General features: G+C 45.5%; 21 protein-coding genes and 4 tRNA genes. 17 read left to right on the top strand and 8 right to left on the bottom strand.

All coding sequences use genetic code 11. The features are described from left to right. Positions 1 to 152: 152 nt before the first annotated feature. The 7 genes from JKJ11_RS04710 to JKJ11_RS04740 all read left to right on the top strand — a co-directional run bounded on the left by JKJ11_RS04710 (position 153) and on the right by JKJ11_RS04740 (position 7,753). Complete coding sequence (locus tag JKJ11_RS04710; protein ID WP_252038794.1) at positions 153 to 1,460, top strand: isochorismate synthase; 1,308 nt, start codon at positions 153 to 155, stop codon at positions 1,458 to 1,460. After that, positions 1,457 to 3,169 carry a 2-succinyl-5-enolpyruvyl-6-hydroxy-3-cyclohexene-1-carboxylic-acid synthase gene (gene menD / locus JKJ11_RS04715; RefSeq protein WP_252038795.1) on the top strand — a complete coding sequence of 571 codons (1,713 nt, stop codon included), beginning with the start codon at positions 1,457 to 1,459 and terminating at the stop codon, positions 3,167 to 3,169. The genes JKJ11_RS04710 and menD overlap by 4 nt, the downstream gene beginning before the upstream one ends. Next, the gene (gene menH, locus JKJ11_RS04720; RefSeq protein WP_252038796.1) at positions 3,162 to 4,016 is read left to right on the top strand and encodes a 2-succinyl-6-hydroxy-2,4-cyclohexadiene-1-carboxylate synthase; all 855 of its coding nucleotides are present in this window, start codon (positions 3,162 to 3,164) and stop codon (positions 4,014 to 4,016) included. Before menD ends, menH begins: the two co-directional genes overlap by 8 nt. Before the next feature lie 3 nt (positions 4,017 to 4,019). Beyond that, on the top strand, positions 4,020 to 4,886 hold the full coding sequence (gene menB, locus JKJ11_RS04725; protein ID WP_006075264.1) for a 1,4-dihydroxy-2-naphthoyl-CoA synthase: 867 nt from the start codon (positions 4,020 to 4,022) through the stop codon (positions 4,884 to 4,886). 194 nt (positions 4,887 to 5,080) lie between these two features. After that, positions 5,081 to 6,082 carry an o-succinylbenzoate synthase gene (gene menC / locus JKJ11_RS04730; RefSeq protein ID WP_198557458.1) on the top strand — a complete coding sequence of 334 codons (1,002 nt, stop codon included), beginning with the start codon at positions 5,081 to 5,083 and terminating at the stop codon, positions 6,080 to 6,082. A gap of 3 nt (positions 6,083 to 6,085) precedes the next feature. Next, positions 6,086 to 7,471 carry an o-succinylbenzoate--CoA ligase gene (gene menE / locus JKJ11_RS04735; RefSeq protein ID WP_252038797.1) on the top strand — a complete coding sequence of 462 codons (1,386 nt, stop codon included), beginning with the start codon at positions 6,086 to 6,088 and terminating at the stop codon, positions 7,469 to 7,471. A gap of 72 nt (positions 7,472 to 7,543) precedes the next feature. Then, positions 7,544 to 7,753, top strand: a complete 210-nt coding sequence (locus tag JKJ11_RS04740; protein WP_252038798.1) for a hypothetical protein — start codon at positions 7,544 to 7,546, stop codon at positions 7,751 to 7,753. Here the strand turns inward: JKJ11_RS04740 and JKJ11_RS04745 are convergent. The 3 genes from JKJ11_RS04745 to JKJ11_RS04755 all read right to left on the bottom strand — a co-directional run bounded on the left by JKJ11_RS04745 (position 7,698) and on the right by JKJ11_RS04755 (position 11,275). Next, entirely contained in the window at positions 7,698 to 8,624 is a 927-nt protein-coding gene (locus tag JKJ11_RS04745) for a YeiH family protein (RefSeq protein ID WP_006075268.1), read from the bottom strand. The genes JKJ11_RS04740 and JKJ11_RS04745 overlap by 56 nt on opposite strands. 170 nt (positions 8,625 to 8,794) lie before the next feature. Continuing rightward, positions 8,795 to 10,669, bottom strand: coding sequence for an MFS transporter (locus tag JKJ11_RS04750; protein WP_038229821.1), 1,875 nt, complete (start codon positions 10,667 to 10,669; stop codon positions 8,795 to 8,797). 15 nt (positions 10,670 to 10,684) lie between these two features. Next, entirely contained in the window at positions 10,685 to 11,275 is a 591-nt protein-coding gene (locus JKJ11_RS04755; protein ID WP_006075270.1) for a TetR/AcrR family transcriptional regulator, read from the bottom strand. A 263-nt stretch (positions 11,276 to 11,538) separates the two neighbouring features. Between JKJ11_RS04755 and JKJ11_RS04760 the strand changes: the two genes are divergently transcribed. The 3 genes from JKJ11_RS04760 to JKJ11_RS04770 all read left to right on the top strand — a co-directional run bounded on the left by JKJ11_RS04760 (position 11,539) and on the right by JKJ11_RS04770 (position 14,326). Continuing rightward, positions 11,539 to 12,423, top strand: a complete 885-nt coding sequence (locus JKJ11_RS04760) for a Tim44 domain-containing protein (RefSeq protein WP_006075271.1) — start codon at positions 11,539 to 11,541, stop codon at positions 12,421 to 12,423. A gap of 135 nt (positions 12,424 to 12,558) precedes the next feature. Then, complete coding sequence (locus JKJ11_RS04765) at positions 12,559 to 13,731, top strand: BamA/TamA family outer membrane protein (RefSeq protein ID WP_252038799.1); 1,173 nt, start codon at positions 12,559 to 12,561, stop codon at positions 13,729 to 13,731. Between the two features lie 82 nt (positions 13,732 to 13,813). Then, positions 13,814 to 14,326, top strand: coding sequence for a GNAT family N-acetyltransferase (locus tag JKJ11_RS04770; protein WP_198557462.1), 513 nt, complete (start codon positions 13,814 to 13,816; stop codon positions 14,324 to 14,326). A gap of 101 nt (positions 14,327 to 14,427) precedes the next feature. Here the strand turns inward: JKJ11_RS04770 and JKJ11_RS04775 are convergent. The 4 genes from JKJ11_RS04775 to JKJ11_RS04790 all read right to left on the bottom strand — a co-directional run bounded on the left by JKJ11_RS04775 (position 14,428) and on the right by JKJ11_RS04790 (position 15,010). Beyond that, positions 14,428 to 14,512: transfer RNA gene (locus tag JKJ11_RS04775), tRNA-Tyr, on the bottom strand. Positions 14,513 to 14,593: 81 nt separating this feature from the next. Then, positions 14,594 to 14,678, bottom strand: a tRNA-Tyr gene (locus JKJ11_RS04780). 81 nt (positions 14,679 to 14,759) lie between these two features. Then, positions 14,760 to 14,844 (bottom strand) — tRNA-Tyr (locus JKJ11_RS04785). 81 nt (positions 14,845 to 14,925) lie between these two features. Beyond that, a tRNA-Tyr gene (locus tag JKJ11_RS04790) sits at positions 14,926 to 15,010 on the bottom strand. 486 nt (positions 15,011 to 15,496) lie between these two features. On the opposite strand from JKJ11_RS04790, the gene JKJ11_RS04795 reads away from it, so the two are divergent. The 4 genes from JKJ11_RS04795 (at position 15,497) to JKJ11_RS04810 (ending at position 21,460) form a co-directional block, all read left to right on the top strand. Next, a complete protein-coding gene (locus JKJ11_RS04795) occupies positions 15,497 to 16,582 on the top strand; it encodes an efflux RND transporter periplasmic adaptor subunit (protein ID WP_081875878.1) in 1,086 nt (361 codons plus the stop codon). Further along, positions 16,582 to 19,710, top strand: a complete 3,129-nt coding sequence (vexH, locus tag JKJ11_RS04800) for a vibriobactin export RND transporter permease subunit VexH (RefSeq protein WP_252038800.1) — start codon at positions 16,582 to 16,584, stop codon at positions 19,708 to 19,710. Before JKJ11_RS04795 ends, vexH begins: the two co-directional genes overlap by 1 nt. Positions 19,711 to 19,834: 124 nt before the next feature. Beyond that, complete coding sequence (locus JKJ11_RS04805; RefSeq protein ID WP_006071398.1) at positions 19,835 to 20,155, top strand: DUF1244 domain-containing protein; 321 nt, start codon at positions 19,835 to 19,837, stop codon at positions 20,153 to 20,155. A gap of 525 nt (positions 20,156 to 20,680) precedes the next feature. Next, a complete protein-coding gene (locus tag JKJ11_RS04810; protein WP_252039098.1) occupies positions 20,681 to 21,460 on the top strand; it encodes a methyl-accepting chemotaxis protein in 780 nt (259 codons plus the stop codon). Positions 21,461 to 21,530: 70 nt separating this feature from the next. Here the strand turns inward: JKJ11_RS04810 and JKJ11_RS04815 are convergent, their stop codons facing one another. After that, a complete protein-coding gene (locus JKJ11_RS04815; RefSeq protein WP_107306230.1) occupies positions 21,531 to 22,598 on the bottom strand; it encodes a PLP-dependent cysteine synthase family protein in 1,068 nt (355 codons plus the stop codon). A gap of 122 nt (positions 22,599 to 22,720) precedes the next feature. Here JKJ11_RS04815 and JKJ11_RS04820 point away from each other — a divergent pair, with 122 nt between their 5' ends. The 3 genes from JKJ11_RS04820 to JKJ11_RS04830 all read left to right on the top strand — a co-directional run bounded on the left by JKJ11_RS04820 (position 22,721) and on the right by JKJ11_RS04830 (position 25,905). Further along, on the top strand, positions 22,721 to 23,182 hold the full coding sequence (locus JKJ11_RS04820; RefSeq protein WP_006071395.1) for an Lrp/AsnC family transcriptional regulator: 462 nt from the start codon (positions 22,721 to 22,723) through the stop codon (positions 23,180 to 23,182). Positions 23,183 to 23,290: 108 nt separating this feature from the next. Then, positions 23,291 to 24,466 (top strand): iron-containing alcohol dehydrogenase, encoded by a 1,176-nt coding sequence (locus JKJ11_RS04825; protein WP_252038801.1) that lies wholly within the window; start codon positions 23,291 to 23,293, stop codon positions 24,464 to 24,466. Further along, positions 24,466 to 25,905: a coniferyl aldehyde dehydrogenase gene (locus JKJ11_RS04830; RefSeq protein WP_240207087.1), complete on the top strand. Its 1,440-nt coding sequence runs from the start codon at positions 24,466 to 24,468 to the stop codon at positions 25,903 to 25,905. Before JKJ11_RS04825 ends, JKJ11_RS04830 begins: the two co-directional genes overlap by 1 nt. The last annotated feature ends 10 nt before the right edge of the window (positions 25,906 to 25,915 follow it).

Raw genomic sequence — 25,915 nt, forward strand, 5'->3', positions numbered from 1 at the left:
TAAAGTGAAAATTAAAGATTGGATATGAATTCAGTGGCAATGAGCCACTTAACATTGCGAACAATTAAAGCGCGTGTTGCTTGATCTATGTAGTTGGTATAAATAGAGTATCTCGTGTATATAAGATTAAAAGTTACAGTTTTGAGGTTGATTTGTCTCATTTAACAAAAGCCATCACTCAGCTTGTTGAAAATCTAGAGCGTGCGCCACAAGGCACCAAGCGACTAGAGCAAGAATTGCAGGGTTCACCAAAGACTCATGGCATCGACTGGTTGGACGCTCAGCCTCATTATCCAAAGTTCTATTGGCAGTCTAGAGATACCCGCGAAGAAGTGGTTGCACTCGGTCAGCTTCATACTTTTTCAGAAGCGGCTCCTGCTTATACGATTCTTGGTGAAAACCAAAGGGTATGGGGTGGTCGCTCTTTTGATGGCCATTCAGACAAAAACCGTCGTTGTATGTCGGCATTCTTTTTCTTACCTCAAGTCGAGTTGATTCGCTTCGATGAAGGGTGGCGTTTAGCGGTTAATATTGGAATGAGCAAAGAGGTATCAATTAGAGCTTTGAAACAACTCGTTGCTGATGCAAAAGAACTCGCGCCGCTAGCGAGTGACATCGTCTCGTTGCGTCATACACCAGAGAAAGCACAGTGGTGTGATTTAGTTGATGATGTTTTAGCCGGAATTCAACAAGACAAATTCAAAAAAGTGGTCTTGGCTCGTAAAACCTGCGTTGATCTCAAGCATTGCATTTCTCCTGCGCAACTACTCAAAGCAAGTTATGCTCAAAACCATCATAGCTTTCATTTTTTGATGGCTTTGTCCCCTGGTCACGCATTTGTAGGCTCAACGCCTGAACGCCTCTATCGAAGAGTAGGGCAGGAGTTAGAGACAGAAGCCTTGGCGGGTACGATTGGTCGAGGTGGCAATGCCGCTCAAGATATGGAACTTGCCAATTGGTTGACTCAAGATGACAAGAACATCAATGAGAATCAGTACGTTGTGGATGATATTCTGCAAAGCCTATCGCCACATTCAGACCAAGTGCATTTAGAAAGCGAACTTCGCTTAGTTCGCTTGCGTAAAGTTCAACATCTAAAAAGAAACATCTTGGCGCATTTGCACAAGGGTATTAATGGTGTGCAATTGCTACAAGCGTTGCAGCCAACAGCTGCGGTTGCGGGGCTTCCAAGAGCAGAAGCAATGCAGTATATCCAGCAGAACGAACCTTTTGCGCGTGGTTGGTACGCTGGTTCAGTGGGCTATCTAAGCCATGAAAAAGCAGAGTTTTGTGTTGCGATTAGAAGTGCGTTATTGGTCAAAGATGAGCTACAACTCTTCGCGGGTGCGGGGATCGTGCCTGGTTCCATTGCCGAACATGAATGGCAAGAGTTGGATAAAAAGATGTCCACGTTATTGAGTCTAATTTCTGACCAACCGTCATTAGGTGTTGCGTCATGAGCCAAAACCAAGCTGCTTTAAATAGGGTTTGGACGGAAATACTGATAGAAGAACTCTATCGCCAAGGGGTAAGACACGTATGCATTGCTCCGGGTTCACGCTCAACCCCGCTTACTCTTGAGGCTGTTGCTCACCCTGAGTTGACCGTTCACACACACTTTGATGAGCGTGGTTTAGGTTTCTTGGCGTTAGGTCTTGCCAAGTCAAGCCAATCACCTGTTGCTGTCATTGTTACATCTGGCACTGCAGTCGCTAATTTACTTCCTGCGGTTGCTGAGTCGAAGTTGACTAAAGAGAAGCTGGTTTTACTGACTTCTGATCGTCCCATTGAGTTAGTCGAGTGTGGTGCTAATCAAGCCATCGTACAGCCTGGAATCTTCTCACAACATGTGACGGAGACCGTTAACCTGCCATCGCCGACAACCCAGATTTCGCCAACGTGGATATTATCTACAGTTGACCATGCGTTATCAGTTCAAAAAGTGAATGGAGGTAGTATTCACTTCAACTGTCCGTTCCCTGAACCATTATATGGTGGAGACGATAAGCGTTCGTTCTCAGCCTATTTGCAACCCATAGCGAAATGGCGTAATAGCAAGGCCTGCTTTGTCGACTACCATGCGGTTAACGTTACTGACTATACGGCGGAGCATAGTGCATTAAGACTAAGTGACAGAAAAGGTGTCATTGTCGTAGGCAGTGTAACTCTCGCTATTGCCCAGCAAGCAAAGTTACTGGCGCAGAAATTAGGTTGGCCAATTCTGCTCGACCCTCAATCGGGTTTGGGAGGTGACTGGCAGCGTTATGATATTTGGCTTCAGAATCCGCAAGCAGCAGATATGCTTTCAAGTGCCGATACTGTACTCCAAGTTGGTGCAAGGCTGGTTTCGAAAAGGCTGAATGCTTGGCTAAAGCAGCAATCTCTACACAGTGATTACCTAGTGCTGAGTGAATTTGGCGAGCGGTTAAACCCAGATCACGTTGCATTGAAACATTGTCAGGTGTCAATTCCTCTATGGTTAGAGTCAGCCTTAGAAACAGTGGAGCACAGCACAAATATCGGGTGGGGAGATGAATTAAAATCTTATGCCCAACTCGTGACGACATTAATGCCTACTCGTTCACATCTGACCGAATTTGATGTTGCCCGTAGCATTGAGCGATTACCGCTAGACATTAGTGTTTTTATGGGTAATAGCCTTATCGTAAGGTTAGCGGATATGTTAACTAACCCCCTAGGCATCGAAACTTATAGCAATCGAGGCGCATCCGGTATCGATGGTTTAGTCGCTTCTGCTAATGGTGTTCATCGCGATAAAGGTAAGTCGATGGTGCTCTATTTGGGTGATACATCGCTGCTCTATGATTTGAATTCGCTGTCACTTTTTAGTCGTACACAAGCACCTTGCGTAATCGTTGTGACTAACAATGATGGGGGGGCGATATTTGACATGTTGCCTGTACCGCAAGAAAAAAAAGTAAGCTGTTATCAAATGCCCCATGGCCTAAACTTTGAACATGCGGCGGCTCAGTTTGGTTTGCAATATTGCTCACCGAAATCACGTGAAGACTTAGAAACACAAATTCAACATCATCTATTAAGCGGAAAAGACACTCTATTGATTGAAGTGCTTACCGCTGCCGACGAAGTGGCAAGTTTGATTCGTCAACTAAGTCAAGACATTAGTACTTATCAGACTCATGCTTAATAGTCAGTTCACAACGTCCCTCCAAGCTCATACTGAAGATAAGCCTCTGTTGGTTTTCTTACATGGCTTTTTAGGGGCGGGTGACGACTTTCACACCGTTAGTGAATACCTTCCAAACTACAACAAGCTATTTATCGATTTACCGGGACATGGTCAAAGTCAGTCGATCCAAAGCACAAGTTTTAGTGATGTTTGCAGATTGATCCATTCAACCATACTAAAATGTATTGAAACACAAAACCTCAGTGCTACAGTGCCCATCTTTTTGGTGGGGTACTCGTTGGGTGCTAGGTTGTCGATGTACTTTCTCTGCGAGTATGAGGGTGCAGAGAATCAACTGCTGCCACTCACGATGGCTGGTGTTGTCATTGAAGGTGGAAATTTTGGACTGTGCTCAGAACATGCCCGTCAGGATAGATTTGCAAATGACTTAGCATGGGCGCATCGCTTCAAAAATGATGATATTGCAGAGGTTTTGGGCGATTGGTATCAACAACCGGTGTTTTCTTCCTTAAATCATGAGCAAAGACAAGATTTGATTGCTAAACGTAGTGTTAACCTTGGTGACAAGCTAAGTCATATGCTGATGACGACTTCACTAGCTCACCAGCCTAACCTGCTGCCAAAAATCCAGCAGCTTCGGTTTAGTAACGGTAATCGACCTCTGTATATCGTGGGTGAACGAGACACAAAATTTACTGCGCTAGCTCAAGATAGCAACCTTGATTTTAAGGTGATTGCGGGAGCTGGGCATAATGTACACAAAGAGCAGCCTAAGGCCTTTGCCTCGGTGTTGCTGAGTTATCTAGAACAAATGGGTTTAAACCCAAAAGAAGAATTGGAATAGATCATGGCTAAAACAGTTGGACTAACAGAAGAAGAACTTTACGCACCGGTTAATTGGGCGGATGTAACGGGCGATTTTGAAGAAATTCAATATCATAAATCTGAAGATGGCATCGCGAGAATCACGATTGCACGCCCACAAGTTCACAATGCATTTACCCCAAAAACAGTCAGCGAAATGATTAAAGCACTGGCTGACGCTCGTTACGACGAGGGTGTTGGAGTCATTATTCTTACTGGATTAGGTGAAAAAGCCTTCTGTTCTGGTGGCGACCAAAGTGTTCGTGGCGACTATGGCGGTTACCAAGATGATTCAGGTACACATCATCTCAATGTGTTGGACTTCCAACGTCAAATTCGTACTTGCCCTAAACCTGTTATCGCTTCGGTAGCTGGCTGGGCTGTTGGTGGCGGTCATGTTCTACATATGATGTGTGATCTAACGATTGCAGCAGAAAATGCACAGTTCGGTCAAACGGGTCCTAAAGTTGGTTCATTTGATGGTGGTTGGGGTGCGTCTTATATGGCTCGCATCGTTGGCCAGAAAAAAGCTCGTGAAATTTGGTTCTTATGCCGCTTCTACGACGCACAAGAAGCTTTGGATATGGGCTTAGTGAACACGGTTGTACCACTAGAGGATTTGGACAAAGAGACTGTTCGTTGGTGTCGTGAAGTACTTCAACATAGCCCAATGGCACTTCGATGCTTGAAAGCCGCCCTGAATGCTGACTGTGATGGTCAAGCTGGCCTACAAGAGCTAGCGGGCAACGCGACCATGATGTTCTACATGACTGATGAAGGTCAGGAAGGACGTAATGCATTTAATGAGAAGCGTCGTCCAGACTTCAATAAGTTCCCAAGAAACCCGTAACCATCGGCTCCAAGGCACTATCAGCCTTGGCGTCATGTTTGTTTGGCCATATTTAGATACATTTTATCGATAGTTTGCTCAAGTAATTTGGGAACTCTTGTAGTGAAATGTGGCCTAACAACGGTGTATTCAACGTCGTCGACTCTCTCATTTTTAGTTGACGACGTATACTTCCTATGAAGTGGGACTCTACTATGAGACAAGCAAAACTCTACCGCTACAGTCTGCCTATGGACAGCGGTGTTATTCTTCGAGAACAAAAACTTACTCACCGAGACGGTTGGATTGTAGAACTGTCTGAAGACGGCCAGACAGGCTTAGGTGAGGTAGCCCCTCTACCTGGATTCAGCCAAGAAACGTTTGAACAAGCCGGCATAGAAGCACAAAGCCAATTAGAGCAATGGGTCAATGGCAAAGACATAGACTTGGAAGTATGTGTGCCTTCTGTCGCGTTCGGCCTGTCTGCCGCATTAATGGAGCTTGCTCACACGCTTCCTCAAACCGGTAATTATCGTGCGGCTCCTTTGTGTAGTGGTGACCCGGACGAACTGATACCTATCTTGAATAACATGCAAGGTACTAAAGTTGCCAAGTTTAAAGTAGGGCTGTACGAAACGATAAGAGACGGGATGTTAGTCAGTCTTTTCCTCGAATCGATTCCAGACCTTACTCTGCGACTTGACGCTAATAAGGCATGGACTTTGGACAAAGCTAAGCAGTTTGCCAAACACATTTCCCCATCGCTCAGACAGCGTATCGCGTTTGTTGAGGAGCCTTGCCAAACACCCGGTGATAGCGTGTCGTTTGCCTTAGATACGGGGATTGCTATCGCTTGGGATGAAACACTACAGGCCGCGATTAAAGAGCCTGACTTTTCGGTGAAAGAGTTAACAGGTGTCAAAGCGTTAATCATCAAACCAACCTTAATCGGCAGCTTTGATAAATGTATTCGTTTGATCGAAGAAGCGAGAAGCCATGCTATTCGAGTCGTTATTAGCTCAAGCTTAGAGAGTAGCATTGGTCTTGGACAGTTAGCTCGCTTTGCTCACTGGCAAGTGCCAGCAGAAACACCAGGTTTGGATACCATGCAGCTTTTTGGTGCTCAGCTCGAAACACCGTGGCCAGGTTGCTTGCTTCCTGTCGAGCGTCTAGCAGACCAAACTTTGGTTTGGCAATCTGAATCCGTGGACAGCTAGTCAGTGGTTTCATCACACTTTTGGGAGCACTGGGCTCAGTCTGCTCCCAACGACATTGCCTTAATTACTCCTCAACGCCAACTGACGTGGGTCGATGTTAAACAACAAGTCGATCAATATCGACAGTTGCTTATTAATAAGGCCATCAGTCAGGGTCAGGTGGTTTGCCTTATTGGTCGTGCTGAGGAAGCGTTAGTCTTCGCTTATCTCGCTTGCCTCGCTCATGGTGCGGTGCCTGCGATTATTGCCGTGCAATCACGTGAATTACTTGAAGCCAAACTGTCCTCTCTATATCTAGAGGGTGAGCGTGCTGTGGTTTGGAATTGCAGTAACTCGACGTCGCTACCAAGTTTGCACTTCCTTTCACGAGGGACTGCATCGCGACAGTCGTTGGTCTCCGCAAATGTTGATATCGCCTCCATCATTTTTACATCTGGTTCGACAGGGTGTCCAAAAGCCGTTGTCCATGGTAGAGAGCAACACATAGCCTCTGCTAGTGGCTTACTTGAGCGCTTTAGTTTCACTGTCGGAGATTGCTGGTTATTGAGCCTACCTATGTACCATGTCTCAGGGTTAGGTATTGTTTGGCGTTGGCTACAAGCTGGTGCAACGCTCAAAATTGCTAGCGGTGACTTTTGCAAAGACATTTCAGATGTAAGTCATGCCTCGCTGGTGTCTACGCAGCTTAAACGGATTATTGATAATCAATGGCAGACCAAGTTAGAGCGAGTACTACTCGGTGGTAGCCACATTCCTTTGTCACTAATCCAACAAGCAAAAGCCCGACATATCGATGCATGGATGGGCTATGGTATGACGGAAACCGCTTCGACAGTGACCGCTAAACCAGTAGATGAGTGGCCATCATCAGGGCATATTCTTCCGCGACGAGAGCTAAAATTAAGTGGTAATCGTATTTTTGTGTCGGGTGAGACCTTAGCCAAAGGCTACTATTGGCAAGGTCAAATTCTGCCACTGGCATTGGAAGGGCAATGGCTGGATACCAGAGATCTCGGAGAGTGGGTCAACGGCAATGAGCTTAGAGTGGTTGGTCGTGCTGACAATCTGTTTATTTCAGGTGGCGAAAACGTACATTGCGAGGAGGTCGAAGCTGCTCTCAATGTACAGCCAACGATTACTCAGAGCATTGTAGTGGCGGTAGAAGATGAAGAATATGGGGCGCGATGTGTTGCAGTAGTGCAGTCAACTGCGTTGCCGACGGTCTCTGAACAGCGGCAAAAGCTTTCGGATTCGTTACCAAGATTCAAACAGCCGATCGCCTATTTCTTATTGCCTGAATCTCTTTCGCAATCGGGAATTAAAGTCTCACGTGCTGAAGTGAAAAAATGGCTATCGCAACATCAATCCAATTATGTAGTTATTTCATAGTCCAAAACTGAATTTTCATTACCTAATAGGCTCACCATAATATGAGACATGGAAAAACAGTGAGCCTATGGAATGAACAAATTACTGGTTATCGCAATTGCCCTTCAACTGGCGCTTGCCTTCTCAACAGATGGACTGACAAGAGCGCTTGCGGAACTGACAGCGTTTTTGTTGACAGTAGTGTTGTTCTTCAATGTAAAACAAGGAAAAACAGCAGGCCCTGAGACTAAACGAGCGTTAGCCAAGCTAGAGAAGTCGCCGAAATCAACAACCACATCGTAACGCCAAACACCATCGGCTTGCTCCCTGCCTGTTTAAGCTTTTCAATTGAAATACTGCAACCAATCAAGAATAGACACACGACCAACAGCTTTTTCGAGACATCAAAAATTCCCTGATATACCACTTCGAACTGAGGTAAGTAGTCGCTTACTAAGATTGCGACACAGTAAAATAAAATGAAGTAAGGGATAGTGATTTTATTTTGCTTGTTGCTAAAAATAGCTGCACTTACTAGGGCAACAGGAATAATCCATAGCGCACGGGCCAGCTTTAGTGTCGTTGCCGTCGTGAGTGCTTCCTCACCATAAGCGGAAGCCGCACCGACCACGGATGACGTGTCATGGATGGCGATCGCTGCCCACGTACCGAAAGTATGTTGATCGAGACTTAGCGCGTGACCAATGACGGGAAATACGAATAAGGCGACTGAATTTAGTACGAATACAGTTGCAAGAGCGATACCGATCTTTTCATCATCTGCGTTGATCGCCGGTGCAACAGCGGCAATAGCACTACCACCACAGATAGCAGTACCTGATGAAATAAGGTAACCCGTTTGTTTGTCCAATCCCATGCGGCGTGCCAAGAACCAACCGATGACTAACGTGCCAACTATAGTCACTACGATGATTCCAATCCCATCGCTGGTGGCTTGCATGGCTTGATCTAAATGGATACCAAAACCAAGTCCGACAATGGAGTAGGCGAGCAACTTTTTAGTGAATTTTGCTAATGGCAGCGTGGTTGGCACTAGGCTGAAAGTTGTTAAAAAGAAGCCAAGTATCAGTGCAATTGGCGAGGAAACCCATGGAGTGAGACAGGCAAGAATTGCGAGAAAAAACAGAGGGTATGAGCGTAACTGGGTGAACATGGAGTACCTTTAATAAAAAGGCGAGAATTTTCTCGCCACATAAAGGAATTGTATGAATTTCGCTAGATCAACAAAACCTAAAATTTCTTAACGAGCGTTCAGTAAAACTAAACGCTCGTTGTTTTGATATGAACAACATCGAAATAAACGAACAAAATCGCTTATGGCGATCAGCGATAATCACCACGAAGTGTTGCGACTTTTTCGAACATCGCGGCACTTGATGCTTCTTCAGGAGCTACCGGTGCTCCCGCTTCTAATTCCAGCTTAGCTCTAAAGCGAGTTGGGAGCCCTTTACACGCGCGGCCTTTATGTCGACTAAAATAGCTGCCCCATAATCCCTTTAACGCCATTGGGATGACAGGTACAGGAGAGCGGCGCAGGACAATATCAATACCACGCATAAATTCATTCATCTCACCATCTGAGGTTAGACGTCCTTCAGGGAAAATGCAGACAATCTCCCCTTCAGCTAAAGCGTGTTCGATATCGTTAAACGCTCTTCGAATGGAACCTTTGCGAGAGGAGGAGATAGGTATGACTCCAGCACGTCGTAAAAAGCGACGAACGGGTTTGTAGTTCGCGTAGTCTTCTTCCATGACAAAACGTATGAGTCTTGGGCTTGCCGCACTCATCACCAACGCATCCATATAGCTCACATGATTGCAGACAATCAAGGCGCCACCTTTTTCTGGTAGGTGATGCAGATTTTTATGGGTGATACGGTACATGATGGTAGTGAGTACCCAAATAAGGAAACGAACCACGAAGATAGGAGCTTGCAAAAATAGGTAAGTCGCCATCATAAAGTTCATCAGAGCTAGCACAAGGAACAGTTCGACAATAGTGAGTTCCAGCACTGACAGTCCTACGATACCTAAAACTGCACTTCCAACCATAAATAGCGAGTTATAGATATTGAGGGCAGCAATCACTCGGGCACGTTCAGTTTCTTTAGCCTGTTGTTGCATCAGCGCGTACAAAGGGACGATAAACAATCCACCGGACATGCCGAGTAACAATAAATAGCCAAAAACAGGCCATAAGCTAGAGTGGGAAATAAACTCGCTGAATGACGTAAACTGAGGCAGCTCTGATGGAACTGCAAAAGCCATAAGCGCGCCAAAAATGGTAATGCCAATGCTGCCTATTGGCACGATGCCGACATCAATGCGATTCTTAGACATCTTATCGCACAACATAGATCCGAGAGCGATGCCTACAGAAAAAAGTGCAAGTAGGAATGAAACGGCCGCTTCATTACCCATCAAATGTATTTTGGTGAAATTCGGAAACTGCGTTAGGTAAGCTGCGCCCAAGAACCAGAACCAACTAATGGCCATGATACATTGGAATACTACGCGGTCTTGGTGAGCAATTTTAAGTGTTTCTTTAGTTTGCTTTACGGGTTGCCAGCGAAATTTTAGTTCCGGTGCAGCCGCAGGCGCTTCTGGAATAGAGCGGCTTGAAATGTAGCCCGCCAAGGCAAACAAAACTACACATCCAGCAGCGACGTATTTCGCGCTTTCAGCTGAAGCTATAATGCCGGCCCCTAAGGTTCCCAATAGGATAGCAAGGAAGGTGCCAGTTTCAACCAATGCATTGCCGGACAAAAGTTCGTTCGGTTTCAGTTGCTGTGGCAGAAGAGCGTACTTCACTGGACCAAAAAACGCAGACTGTGTGCCCATTAAGAACAGCAATAATAATAAAATGCCATAGCTTTCAGTAATAAAGCCAATTGCGCCGAGACACATAATTGCGATCTCAGCCAGCTTTACTTTTCTGATGAACCATGACTTTTCGTATTTGTCGGCAAGTACACCTGCTGAGGCAGAAAACAGAAAGAACGGCAAAATGAATAGACCGGCCGCTAAATTAATAAACAGGTTACTAGAGATTGGCAGAACCTGTGGTCCTGCAAATGCGACAAACAACAATAAAACGTTTTTAAAAATATTGTCGTTAAACGCGCCAAAGAACTGAGTCACAAAGTAGGGCAGAAAGCGCCTTTGAGATAACAGAGACGCAGATTTCGTATGTGGCATTACCTTTCCTTTTGATTACCAGCTTTGTAAATACTTTGAGATTAGATCTTTGATTAGCTCATCGCCATCGACGGGCTCTGAAGCAAAGAATTTGTCGTCAACACTTAGCAGTGTGATGCCATGAACGCCAGCCCACAGCACGCGACTGGCACGAAGGACTTCTGAGTGAGACTTTTCCGGTTTATAGACTGAAAGCAAGCTCTCCAGCATGCCTGTCATCCCATCGATACGTTGTGATTGCCATTCCGGGAGCGTATCACCGTTCATGTTGTGTTCGAAAATTAATTGCCAACGATACGGGTATTTCTTGGCAAACTCGTGATAACAGCTCGCGAGAGCATATAAGGCTTCTTCGACATTATCAGCTTCATCCACAACCGCTTTTGCTTCCTGTGACAGCTCATCTAGAGTGCGAGCGACAGCGTGCAGTAGTAGCAGATTATAACTGCCAAATACATTCACTAGTGTGCTGGGAACATAACCAATCAGAGTGGCAATCTTCCGAAGGCTAAGCGTGTGATAAGAGTTTTCGCTAAGGTAGTCTTTTACCGTCGTGAGCGTAAGCTCAACAAGCTCTTCCCTGGTATGATCGTTTCTGCGGGCCATGGTTGCGGATCGTTAATTGAACACGGTTCGTTATTTTAGAGGTGTCATGATTAAGCGTCAACTAATGAAGCCTTGTATTGCAGGCTTTGCGCATAGTTTTGAATGCGGTTCTATCTAGCTCGTAACATACGTGCAATATTCTGAAACATGTCGAGGCATCAGAGTGTTTCCTTTAATGCTAAGCTCAGTATATTATGCTTGATGGGTCGTAGTTCATGTATAGTGGTTTCGGCTTAACGTAACAATATAACTAAAGGTCTAGAATGAAACGTTTATTTTCTTTCGTCGCTCTGCTTGTTCTTGCAGTAGCGGTGAATCCGGTAGCTGAAGCGAAGAAGTTCGGTGGCGGTAAATCATTCGGTAAGAGCTTTAAAACAGCTCCAGCTCCGAAACAACAGCAACAGAATACAAATAACATCAGCAGACAGGATCAAAACAAAGCTGGTAGCAGCAAAAAGGGCTTGATGGGCGGTCTTCTAGGCGGTCTATTGGCTGGTGGTTTGTTAGCGGCGTTCTTTGGTGGTGCATTTGAAGGCATCAACTTCATGGACATCCTAATCTTTGGCCTAATTGCATTCGTTATCTTCAAGTTTATGCGAGGGATGCTTGGTGCCAAGCAAGGCAGCATGAATCAGCAGCGACAGCAACCCGCGTTTGGTGGCAACACGCGCAACCAATTTGAGCAGCAACCAAACTTCCAAAACTTCGAGCAGCCGCAAAACGGTGGCGCAGCGACAGGTGGCTTTGGTGCAGCTGGTCATAGCGATGTTCCGCACAACTACCCACCAGGTTTCGATCAAGCGGCATTTCTAAATGGTGCTCGTGAACACTATCGAATCCTGCAAGGTGCATGGAACCATAACGAACTTCATACCATTGAAGAGTATGTATCGCCAAGCCTACTTCAAGATCTTATGGCTGAGCGTGCAAAACTAGAGGGCGAGCAGCATACTGACGTCATGTACGTAGATGCGGAAATTGTTCGCGCAGACTTCGATGCAAACAAAGCACAGCTGAGCTTGCAGTTCTCGGGTCGCTATCGTGATGCGGTAGAAAACGTCGAAGAAGATATCGAAGATATTTGGCACTTAGAGCGCGATCTTACTGTACCTAACGCGCCATGGCTTATCGTCGGTATTCAAGGTTAATTTACCTAAAAATTATGCCAAAAACCGCAGTCTGACCACTGCGGTTTTTTTGTATTTTGCGCAAATAATTTCACAATTTTGCTGCTGTTTTATTCTATAATTCGGCCTCTCTTTTCTGATACATATAAATTATCCATGCACCAGACATTTTCTAGATTCGCACTTGTGCTTTGCGCTTCTTTGGCGACCACGACTTCATTGCATGCTGAAGAATCAGTGGTGCCTTTATTTGAGGCGACACCTAATCCAACAACAGACACTCTGGATGATGTGTTGAGTATATTTGGTGCAGAGCAAGAGTATGACGCTCAGCAAGGGCTTAACTCGAGCTATATTCCAGCCGTGTTCTATACCCCAGAGCAAGGCTTAGGGCTTGGTCTTTTGTATGTTGGCCTTTATGGTGAACTGTCAGAGGGGGCGGGACAACCTTCGTCTATGGTTATCAACCCATATGCTTCTAGTAACGGATCAATGGGTATTACGTTCAGTAACAAGCACTTCTACAATTCGGGTAACGACCGCATTTTCACTGACATAAAAGTATTTGATGATGCCGCCGTCTACTACGGTCGCGGCTACGAGAACGGTCAACAAGACGATAATAAGGTCAACTTTAAAGAGCAAGTCATTGATATCAAACCTACATGGCTTACGAGAGTGAGAGGCGACTATTTCTTAGGTCTCGGCGGTAACATTAAATCGGTACGCCCTCATGAAAAGGAATTTGATAGTCAGTCAGCGGACTACCTTGCTGATGAGCTAACCGATAACACCAGCTATGGTGTGTTTGTATCTAACGTTTATGACACACGTGATAATGTGACCAACGCTTCTAAGGGAACGCTACTGCAAGCGGATATCGGTTATTACCATGATTCAACCAACTCCGCAGATTTTGGTAAATATTCACTGAAAGCTTCACAGTACCATTCACTAACACCTGTGCCAGGATTACTGGCTTGGCAAGTACAAGCGAACTTAACTTCCGGGAATGTGCCATGGAATCAACTGCCCGATCTTGGTGGTGCTGATGCTATGCGTGGTTACATACTTGGTCGCTACCGTGACAACCAGATGATGATGGGACAAGTCGAGTACCGCTTGCCAGTGTATTGGCGAGTAGGTGTCGTGTTCTGGGGTGCAGCTGGCACCGTTGCCGATGACGTTTCAGGACTTTGGGACAATACACTTGCGAGTGCTGGTACGGGTTTGCGCTTAAAGATCAAAGACAAGGTTAATGTGCGTGCTGATATCGGTTACGGTGAACATGGTGGTACCTTCTATTTCCATGTTAACGAAGTCTTCTAAACAGAATTTTTGCGTTGGTTTTGTGCGTTAGTGTTATGCATTTAGCGAGCGCAATCAAAAATATTAAGGGTTGATAGCTTATATGGACATATCCATATCGCTTGTTGAGCTGGAAGATTGTCACGCTTTGTTATTGTTTGAACGGCAGAACAAAGCGTGGTTTGAGCAGCATATTCCTCCAAGGGATGACGGCTTCTACAGTCAACAAGGTGTGGAAGAGCATATTCGTGAACTGGTACTGTTTCATAGAGCGAAACTTTGCTACCCAATGCTCATTCGTAATAACGAAGGAGAGATTTGCGGTCGAATTAATCTCAATATCTCTGAAGCCGACATGAATTATGCAGAGGTGGGGTATCGAATCGGCGAGGCCTATACGGGAAAAGGTGTCGCTAGTTTTGCGTTGTCACTGCTTGTAGATTACGCAAAAAAAACTGCCGGTCTGAAAACCCTCAAAGCGCACGCATTAACGTCGAACTTGGCATCACAAAAAGTGCTTGAGAATAATCAGTTCAAGCGCATAGAAAAGATCAACGATTTTGCGGTACTTCATGAGATCTGCTCAGATGCATATTTATATCAGCGTGAGATTTAGAGTCTAAACTAAACTCGAAAATAGCTTGGCAGGTAGTGGTGTCAGCAATACAAAGTGGTAATAACAAAAAAGCCGACTCAGTGAGTCGGCTTTCGTTTGTATGGTGGGGGGGGACGGATTCGAACCATCGAAGGCAGTGCCGTCAGATTTACAGTCTGATCCCTTTGGCCACTCGGGAACCCCCCCAGGGTTTTTATACTTGTTTCACCGTTTTCCCAACGCAGTGCTTCAAGTTTGTCTAACTGTTGATAACAACTAAACAGAATATGGTGGGGGGGGACGGATTCGAACCATCGAAGGCAGTGCCGTCAGATTTACAGTCTGATCCCTTTGGCCACTCGGGAACCCCCCCAGGGTTTTTATACTTGTTTCACCGTTTTCCCAACGCAGCGCTTCAAGTTTGTCTAACTGTTGATAACAACTAAACAGAATATGGTGGGGGGGGACGGATTCGAACCATCGAAGGCAGTGCCGTCAGATTTACAGTCTGATCCCTTTGGCCACTCGGGAACCCCCCCAGGGTTTTTATACTTGTTTCGCCGTTTTCCCAACGCAGCGCTTCAAGTTTGTCTAATTGTTGATAACAACTAAACAGAATATGGTGGGGGGGGACGGATTCGAACCATCGAAGGCAGTGCCGTCAGATTTACAGTCTGATCCCTTTGGCCACTCGGGAACCCCCCCAGGGTTTTTATACTTGTTTCACCGTTTTCCCAACGCAGCGCTTCAAGTTTGTTTAACTGTCAATAACAACTAAACAGAATATGGTGGGGGGGGACGGATTCGAACCATCGAAGGCAGTGCCGTCAGATTTACAGTCTGATCCCTTTGGCCACTCGGGAACCCCCCAGGAGTTTTTATACTTGTTTGATGTTTTCCCAACACATCACTCAAGTGCGGAGCGCATCATAACAAACTGCGCATAGCTGTAAACCCTTTTTTGAGGATTTTGAATTGAATGGTGCCTTTTTGGACAAAGACGCTTAAAAAGCGTGTTTTTAGTCATTATTTATTAACCAGCGCGGTGTTACATTGATTGTACGTGGATGGTTTCTAAATAGATGAGCATCAAATGTAAATAATCTCTTTAGAATACATTTACACTTCTTGACGTTACTCCTCGTATTACTCGCTACACTATCTGTAGTTTTTACACTGAAGACAAACACGATGAAAAACAAAACAATAATCGGTTTGCTGGCACTGTCTATTCTTAGTGCTTCACCAGCAACCTTCGCCAAAAGGAACGTTGGCTCCAAGGCTATCTCAGTAGTGACTGAACCTGTTGCCATCCATCAAGTTTCTCAATCTCTCTCATTAGTTGGCAAATTAGAAGCGGATCAGTCAGTTATTATCGCCTCGGAAGTCAACGGTATCGTCGATGAAATCAAAGTCACCGCTAACCAAAAGGTTGAAAAAGGTCAGCCTTTGGTCTTACTTAATGACGATAAAGCGCGAGCTGCTGTCGCTGAAGCAAAGGCTTATACCCGTGATCAAAAGCGTATCCTTGCTGAATTTGAGCGTCTAGTAGACCGCAACGCAATTACTAAAACCGAAATTGATGCTCAGAAAGCTGCGGTAGAAATTGGTAATGCACGATTAGACGCGGCTAATGCTAACCTTAACGATCTTTATATCGAAGCTCCCTTCACAGGTACAGTGGGCTTAATTGACTTTAGCCGAGGAAAACTGGTCAGTGTGGGTACTGAACTGCTGACTTTAGATGACCTCTCGACGATGCAACTCGACCTCCAAGTTCCTGAACACTACTTACCTATGCTTGAAAAAGGCATGGATGTGACCGCCAGAACATCAGCATGGGGTACACGTATTTTCACAGGTAAAGTGGTTGCAATCGATACCCGAGTGAATCAGGAAACCCTCAACCTTCGAGTTCGTATTCATTTTGAAAATGATGAAAACCGTTTAAAACCAGGCATGCTTGCGCAAGCTAGAATGGAATTTCCACCAATTGAAGCACCGATCATTCCAGTACAGGCTTTGGAATATTCGGGTACTAAGCGTTTTGTTTACGTCGTTGATGAAAACAACAAGGCACATCGCACGGAAGTATTCTTAGGCGCGCGCGTTGGTAACCAAGTGGTGATTGAAAAGGGTTTAGAAATCGGTCAGCGTATAGTGGTTCAAGGTATCGTAAATATGCGTGATGGTGCCTCGGTTCAAGAAGTGAAATCCGAACCGACAGCAGGTCGCACCGGTGACAAGCCAGCGGGCAATGACAAGGAAGCGAGCTAATGTTGTTATCTGATGTTTCTGTTAAACGTCCGGTAGCGGCAATCGTATTGAGCTTGCTGCTCTGCGTGTTCGGTATTGTTTCCTTTAGTAAACTCGCCGTTCGTGAAATGCCGGACATTGAAAATCCAGTTGTTTCTATCTCTACTCGTTATGAAGGGGCATCGGCTACCATCATTGAGAGTCAGATCACCTCTGTGATTGAAGACCAACTTTCTGGTATCAGTGGTATTGATGAAATAGAGTCGACCACGCGAAACAGCATGTCACGTATTACAGTGACATTTGAACTCGGCTATGACTTGAATACCGGTGTTAGTGACATTCGTGATGCCGTAGCCCGTGCGCAGCGCGCTCTTCCAGATGAGGCGGATGATCCTCTGGTGTTTAAGAACAATGGTAGTGGTGAAGCGTCGCTGTACATCAACCTTAGCTCTTCAGAGATGGACCGCACTCAGCTTACTGATTATGTGAACCGTGTTTTGGTCGACCGTTTCAGTCTTATCTCTGGCGTGAGCTCGGTGGATATTTCAGGTGGCCTATATCAGGTGATGTACATTAAGCTCAAGCCTGCTTATATGGCTGGTCGCGGTGTGACAACGTCAGATATTACCTCGTCACTACGCAGCGAAAACATCGAAAGCCCAGGCGGCGAAGTTCGAAATGATGCCACTGTGATGTCAGTGCGTACCGCACGCGCTTACAACACACCTGTCGATTTTGAGTATCTGGTAGTTAAGCGCGCTAGTGATAATACACCTATCTACCTAAAAGATGTCGCTGATGTTTATGTGGGCGCAGAAAACGAAAACTCGACCTTTAAGAGTGATGGCGTCGTCAACGTTAGTATGGGGATTGTGCCGCAATCTGACGCAAACCCGCTACAAGTCGCTGACTTAGTTCATAAAGAAGTTGAGCGCATGCAGCAGTTCCTTCCACAAGGGACAAGACTGGCGATTGACTACGATTCTACCGTTTTTATCGATCGCTCGATTTCAGAAGTGTATAACACACTGTTTATTACCGGCGGTTTGGTTATCCTCGTGCTTTACATCTTTATTGGCCAAGCTCGAGCTACATTGATTCCAGCCGTGACGGTTCCAGTGTCGCTCATCTCGTCTTTTATCGCGGCATATTTCTTTGGCTTCTCTATAAACTTAATTACCTTAATGGCACTGATCCTTTCAATCGGTCTTGTGGTCGATGATGCCATTGTGGTAGTCGAAAACATTTTCCACCATATCGAACGAGGGGAGTCACCTCTGTTAGCGGCCTATAAAGGGACGCGTGAGGTAGGGTTTGCCGTTATTGCCACTACACTGGTTTTGGTGATGGTGTTCCTGCCTATCTCATTTATGGATGGCATGATCGGGTTGCTGTTTACTGAGTTTTCGGTATTACTGGCGATGTCGGTGATCTTTTCCTCATTGATAGCATTGACGCTAACGCCGGTGTTGGGAAGCACTATTCTAAAAGCCAATGTGAAACCGAATCGCTTTACTCAGTTTGTCGACAAGGGGTTTAGAAAGCTTGAGCGCGGCTACAAAGCGGCTTTGGTTAAAGCCCTTAAATTGAGATGGATGGCACCAATTATCATAGTGGCTTGTATTGGCGGTAGTTTCCAATTGATGCAACAAGTCCCTGCCCAATTAACACCGTCAGAAGACCGTGGCGTTATTTTTGCCTTCGTTCGCGGTGCCGATGCGACCAGTTATAACCGTATGGCTGCAAATATGGACATCGTTGAGAAACGTCTTATGCCGCTATTAGGGCAAGGTTTCTTAAAGTCGTTTAGTATTCAATCGCCCGCCTTTGGCGGTAATGCGGGTGACCAAACGGGCTTTGTTATCATGATATTAGAGGATTGGAATGATCGTGATATTACGGCACAAGAATCTCTCAATGTGGTGAGAAAGTCTTTGGCGGGTATTGCCGATGTCCGTGTTTTCCCATTTATGCCGGGCTTCCGAGGCGGGTCGAGCGAACCTGTGCAGTTTGTTATTGGTGGTTCGGATTATCACGAGCTACAAACATGGGCGGATAAACTAGAGTTGGCAGCGGAACAGTCTCCGTTTATGGAAGGGGCAAGTACCGACTATTCTGAGAAAACGCCTGAACTTGTTGTGACGATTGATCGTGAGCGTGCCGCAGAGTTAGGCATTAGTGTGTCTGATATCTCGGATACGTTAGAGATCATGCTTGGTGGTAAAAGTGAAACCACCTATGTAGAACGCGGCGAAGAGTATGACGTGTATCTGCGTGGTGATGAGAATAACTTTAATAACGCAAATGATTTAAGTCAGATCTATATGCGAACTAAGTCCGGCGAGTTGGTTACTCTAGATGCGGTGACTTCCATCGAAGAAGTGGCATCATCAATTCGTTTGTCACACTACAACAAGCAGAAATCGATCACCATTAAGGCCAACCTATCGGACGGTTACACATTAGGTGAAGCGCTCGATTTCATGGACCAACAAGCTGTGGAAATGCTCCCTGGTGATATCTCGGTAAGTTATGCGGGTGAATCGAAAGATTTCAAAGAAAACCAATCCAGTATCTTAGTCGTGTTTGGTTTGACTTTGCTGGTGGCTTATCTCGTACTAGCCGCTCAGTTTGAAAGCTTCGTAAACCCTCTCGTGGTAATGTTTACCGTACCTATGGGCGTATTTGGTGGCTTCTTAGGTCTGGTAATCATGCAGCAAGGACTGAATATTTACAGCCAAATCGGCATGATTATGTTGATCGGTATGGTGACCAAAAACGGTATCTTGATTGTAGAATTTGCTAACCAGTTACGTGATAAAGGCGTTGAGTTTGAAAAAGCTATTATCGATGCTTCAGCACGACGTTTACGTCCCATCATGATGACGGCATTTACTACGCTCGCGGGGGCAATTCCGCTGATTCTGTCTACTGGAGCAGGCTATGAAAGTAGAGTCGCAGTGGGTACGGTAATCTTCTTTGGTATGGCTTTCGCTACCTTAGTGACCTTGTTTGTAATCCCAGCGATGTATCGACTTATCTCTGCTAAGACCAAAGCGCCAGGGCATGTTGAAGCTGAGCTCAATAAAGCGCTGAGTCACGACGTCAAAGCGCGAACCAGCCATGGCGAGTTAACCGACAGCTAAAACCACAGATTAAATTAAAATCACGGTTTCAATTAGTCTCATAAAATGCTCAGTTTCGACTGGGCATTTTTTTGTTTGTTGGTTAGGATTGTTGAGTACAAAAACAATCAATAAGGAAAGTAAAGTGGCTGAATTTAAATACAAAGATCTTCCTCAAGAGCAGCAAGATAAACTGGATGCGGCGGTATTTCGTAAGCTGTTGACTCACCTTGATGAAAACAAAGATGTGCAGAACATCGATCTTATGATTCTTGCAGGATTCTGCCGTAACTGTTTTAGCAAATGGTATAAAGCAGAAGCTGAAAATGAAGGATTGGCGCTGGACATCGATGATGCCCGAGAGCGTGTTTACGGTATGACTTATGATGAGTGGAAAACCAACCACCAACCTAAAGCGACACCTGAACAGTTGGCCGCGTTTGAAGCGCGTCAAAACAAGAAATAGTCATTAGATTCTCTTCCTTTTGAGGAAGAGAATCACTTTTTTGTGATAGCCATTTAAGTCGATAAATCGCCGCAAGACGCTCACCCGTCCATACCCTAATCGGGGTATACCCACTGCCACTAATCACAACTTACTCTTTAGTCCATTTCTATTTAGCACCTCAATGCTAACGTTAATAAAGAATAACAAGAACCGCAGTGGTCATGATTTATGTTTGCATCCAAAAAACAGTTACTAAACACTCAGCAGCAGTTGCAACAGCAAAAACAACAGACGGACACTTTCGCTTGCCAGATTGAGCAATTGCAGCAAGAGTTGGCGCTTCGTGAGCAAACTATCGAGCGGCTGGAGCAGCAGTTGTCTTCGCAGAAAACCCGTTCGCGTCGATTCTTAAATAGCGTGACGACGCAACTGATCTCCACCACCGCCAATATTGAACAGGCCAATAACCAACTTATCGCTCAAAGTGATCAGTTGCAGGCTAATCTTGGCGTGTTTGAAAGCACTCAGCAGCAGTTGCATGCTATGTATCAGTCGCTGGATGAAGTCTCTCAGTCAGCGGCAACGAGCAAAGAAACCGTCGCAGCTCTTCAGGTACTTACCAGCGATATCACTCAGTTTATTAGTATTATCCACCAGATATCCGAGCAAACGAATTTACTGGCGTTAAATGCTGCCATTGAAGCGGCGCGCGCTGGTGAGCATGGTCGTGGTTTTGCAGTAGTAGCTGATGAGGTGCGCTCTTTAGCGGGCAGAGCCAATGAAGCCGCCAGTGAAATTTCCGGATTGGTTGAACGCATTGAAGGCAGCACGAATCGAGCGGGAGACAATATTGAATTGGTCTCAAGCCAAGTAGCGGAAGCGTCACGAGGTGCGGCAGAGATAGTGCAAGACACCCAGTCTATTTTGTCGCTCTCATCTGATACGGTAGATGTGATTTACAAAAGCACAGTAGATATTTACGCTTCAAGCGCAGTCGCACAATACACCAATATGTGGACGACTGCCCATTCTAAACTCATCGGCGCCGAGTACGAACATTCGCTATTGGAGCTCAAAGAACACGAAACCATCTTCGGCCAAATAGTCGCTCATCATGATGAAACCCGCCAGTTAGCTAGTGTTGGCGGGCCTTTGCAGTTTTTCGGTGACAAAGCCAAGTCTTATCATGATTGCCTGCAGCGCGTGGCGAATGATGAAGCTGATGTGGAACTGATTGGCCAGTTAGATGATAGTTATAGAGACCTTGTACACTATATTTCGAAAGCTCAAGAGCGTGTTAAATCTGATTATCAGCGCTATTAATACTGTTTGAATCGTAACAAATAAAAACGCCACTTCGCTTACCGAAGTGGCGTTTGGTCTTCATTGAAGATTAAGCCAGTTCACCTGTCGCTTCGAAGCTTTCTAGCTTGTCAGTGTAAGGTTGTAGATCGCCAATGTTGTTATTAATCCATTCTGCATTGTAGTAAGTGTCTAGATAACGCTCGCCACTGTCACATAGTAGGGTGACAATAGAGCCTTTCTCGCCGCGCTTTTTCATTTCGCCAGCCAATTGCAACACACCGTATAAGTTAGTACCTGTCGATGCCCCGACTTTACGACCTAACATTTTCTCCAACCAGTGGATGGTAGCAATACTTGCCGCATCAGGAATGGTGCGCATTTCATCGACCACACCTGGGATAAAGCTAGGCTCCACACGAGGGCGGCCAATGCCTTCAATTTTGCTACCACAGTCACCGGTAATATCAGCATTACCTGTTTTGAAGAAGTCATGGAACACGGAATTCTCTGGGTCGACAACACACAATTTAGTGTCGTGCATTTGATAACGGATAAAGCGTCCGATTGTTGCAGATGTACCGCCAGTCCCTGGGCTCATTACTACCCATGTAGGAATCGGATGATCTTCTAGCTCCATTTGATTAAAAATAGAGTTGGCAATGTTGTTGTTACCACGCCAGTCTGTAGCACGTTCTGCGTAGGTAAATTGGTCCATATAGTGACCGTTAAGTTCTTTCGCTAAGCGGTGAGATTCTGCATAGATTTGGTCAGGACGATCAACTAGGTGAGCTTTACCGCCATAGAATTCGATTTGCTCGATCTTCTTACGAGCTGTGCTCTTTGGCATAACTGCGATAAATGGCAAACCAAGTAGGCGCGCGAAGTAAGCTTCAGAAACCGCAGTGCTACCTGATGATGATTCAATAACCGTCGTCTTTGGACCAATCCAACCGTTACAAAGCGCATAAAGGAAAAGAGAACGCGCTAAACGGTGTTTTAGCGAACCAGTAGGGTGTGTACTTTCATCTTTTAGATAAACATCGATACCCTCGATGCTTGGAAGATCGAGTTTGATCAGGTGCGTATCGGCTGAGCGTTGGAAGTCTGCCTCAATTTTACGGATGGCGTCATTTACCCATTTTTGGTCGTTGTGCATAGTTGAGCGTCCTATTTTCTTTTTAATATGGTGATAATTTACCTACATACCCAGAGAAAAACTTTGCTATATTGTCTGTGGTTTTGCAAATTAGTAGAAAAGTTTTCTATTTGGAGAGTTTGGTGGATATAGATAATACCGATAAAAAGTTGCTTGCACTTTTACAACAGGACGGCACCTTGTCACTAAATGAGTTAGCTGATGCGGTAAATTTGACAACTACACCGTGTTGGAAGCGACTAAAAAAACTCGAAGATCAAGGAATCATTGATAAACGTGTTGCTTTGCTAGATCCAGAAAAGCTCGGCTTGTCATTCACCGCTTTCGTGCAAGTCAAAACGACTGATCACTCACATGAGTGGTATAAAGAATTTGTCGAAACCGCATCACTTTTTCCGGAAGTGATGGAGTTTTATCGCATGGCTGGTGAGTATGACTACATGATGAAAGTGCTGGTTAAAGACATGAAGTGCTTTGATGAGTTTTACAAAAAGCTAGTCAATAGCATTGATGGTTTGTCTAATGTGACCTCTACATTTGCGATGGAACCGTTGAAGTACACCACGGCGTTACCGATACGTTGATTCAGTAAAAGCTCTCAACTTATTGCCATCAAGCTTGCTTCGTCTGAGTAATCACTCTATAAAAATAGACTAGATTCATATCAAAATTGGCAGGCAAAGGAGTGTCATATGCTGCATCAGTTAATGGTGTCGGTAAAAAAACCGTTTATCAAAATGGTACCAGTGCCTAAGCCAGAGTGCTTGTCGGGCTCTGGTCAAGTACTTAACGTTCCATCACTATGTCATCAGTATTCAGTGAAAAGGCCGTTAGTGGTAACGGATGGAGTGTTGAGAAAACTGGGACTGCTCGATGATATGCTGGCCGCATTGGACGCCGCCGCTATTGAATACAGTTTGTTTGATGAAGTCCTTCCTGACCCCGACTTTGCCACGGTTCGCAAAGGCGTTGAGCGTTATAAACAGCAGAGTTGCGATGGCATTATTGCGTTCGGAGGTGGGTCACCAATGGACTGCGCTAAGGCGATTGCTGGCAGTGCGAAATCTAACAAAGATGTCTCTAAGCTGACGGGATTGCTTAAAGTACACCGTCCACTGATGCCCATTATCGCGATTCCAACAACAGCAGGCACAGGCTCTGAAGGGACGGTAGCGGCGGTAGTCAGCGATGTAGAGTCCAAAATGAAGCGCTCTATTACCGATCCGTTCTTAGTCCCGAAAGTGGCGGTGTTAGACCCTGATATTATGTTGGGCTTACCCCCACAAATTACCGCAGAAACGGGGGCGGATGCCTTAACTCATGCCGTTGAATCTTATTTGAGCCAATATTCAAATACCTTTACTGAAACGTGCTCAATCAACGCAATTCAAGCAATTTTCGACTATCTTCCAGCTGCTTATCTGCAAGGTAGTGACAAAGTCGCGCGAGAAAAAATGGCTATAGCGAGCTATGAGGCTGGCTTGGCGTTTACTCGAACTTATATTGGTTATGTTCATGCAATTGCCCATCAACTAGGGGCTTTTTACCATGTTCCCCATGGCAGGGCCAATGCGGTGGTTTTGCCCCATGTACTTCGCTTTATTGAACAAAGAGATAACGCCAGACTGACAGAACTGTCGCTGGCCTTGGGATATAAAGACAGTCATCACTTTATTGAAAATGTCGATTCGTTGCTCCGTACTCTGAATATTCCAACGGTGATACCGAAGCTTAAGAAGTCCGACATTCCTCGCTTGGCAAAACAAGCGATTAAGGAAGCGTTTGGTGAGTATCCGGTACCTGAAGAGATGACGGTAGCGGAGTGCCAACAACTATTAGACACATTACTTGATACAGGAGCGCATTAATGAGTGCAGTTGAACTCAATGAACAACAGATGATAGAGCGGCTTCAAGAACAGAAAGTCGCATTTAAAGAGTCTCCTTGTATTAGTCGCGAACTCAGACGCGTCAACCTGCTCAAACTGGAAAAAATCCTGCGAGAGAATCAATCTGAGATCTGTGAAGCCATCGCTAAGGACTTTGGGCATCGTTCTTCAACAGAAACAGCGCTGCTAGAAATTTTTTCTTCCATTGATGGCATTATTGATGCCAGAAAGCAGCTAAAAAAATGGATGCGTCCAAAACAACGTCATACTTCAGTTTGGTTCTGGCCTGCGAGAAATAAAGTCGTGCCTCAACCGTTAGGTGTCGTTGGGATTATCGTACCTTGGAACTATCCCCTTTATTTGGCTGTGGGGCCTATGACCGCCGCGTTAGCTGCGGGTAACCGTGTCATGGTAAAAATGTCGGAGAACTCAACTCATCTCTGCCAAGCTTTAGCGCAAGCATTTTCCAGTGCATTTACCGAAGATGAAGTGTGTTTTATCTCCGAAACTGGCTCGACGGGTAAAGCGTTCTCAAAACTGCCATTTGACCATCTTATCTTTACTGGTTCAGGTGCGACGGGCCGCAAGGTTATGGCGGCGGCGGCAGAAAATCTAACACCGGTGACCTTAGAATTGGGCGGAAAATCGCCAACCATCATCGCACCAGATTACGATGTGAAGAAAGCACTAAAGCGTATCCTTGGCGGCAAAGTGTATAACTCTGGGCAGACATGTGTGGCACCAGATTATTTGTTAGTACCGGAAGACAAGCTCAAGCAGGTGATTAAAGCGGCGAAATCAGTGATGAAGAGTCGTTATAAAACCATTGACCACCCAGACTACACTGCAGTGATAGATGAGGTGTCGTTTACTCGTCTTAACGAGACGCTTCAATCGGCGAAGGAAGGGCAGGGCGAGGTGATTAACCTTATCCCAGCAAGTGAGCCAGACGCTCAGACTCGACGTTTTCCTTTACATTTAGTGGTAAGCCCCGCTTGCGATGAGCCTGTCATGACCAGAGAGATTTTTGGTCCTATCTTGCCAGTGCTGACTTACAAATCCATGGACGATGTTTACCATTTCATTAATGAACGTGACCGACCACTGGCGCTGTATCTATTCTCTGATGATAAAGAACTGCAACAAGCGGTGTTGGAAAACACCATGTCCGGCGCGCTAACTATCAATGATGTGATGCTTCATGTGGCACAGCATGATTTGCCGTTCGGTGGTGTAGGACCAAGTGGTATGGGGCATTATCATGGGCGCGAAGGGTTTGAGACTTTTTCTAAACTGCGTCCAATCATGCACCAAGGCAAGATGTCAGCGATTGGATTTTTGCATTCACCTTACTCAGGATTCGCTCGTCGTGTGGTGAATTATCTAATCAATCGAAAGTGGGGCAAATACCCTCACTAACCTGAGAATC

Source organism: Vibrio sp. SCSIO 43133 (genome assembly GCF_023716845.1).
Taxonomy (GTDB): Bacteria; Pseudomonadota; Gammaproteobacteria; order Enterobacterales; family Vibrionaceae; genus Vibrio; species Vibrio mediterranei.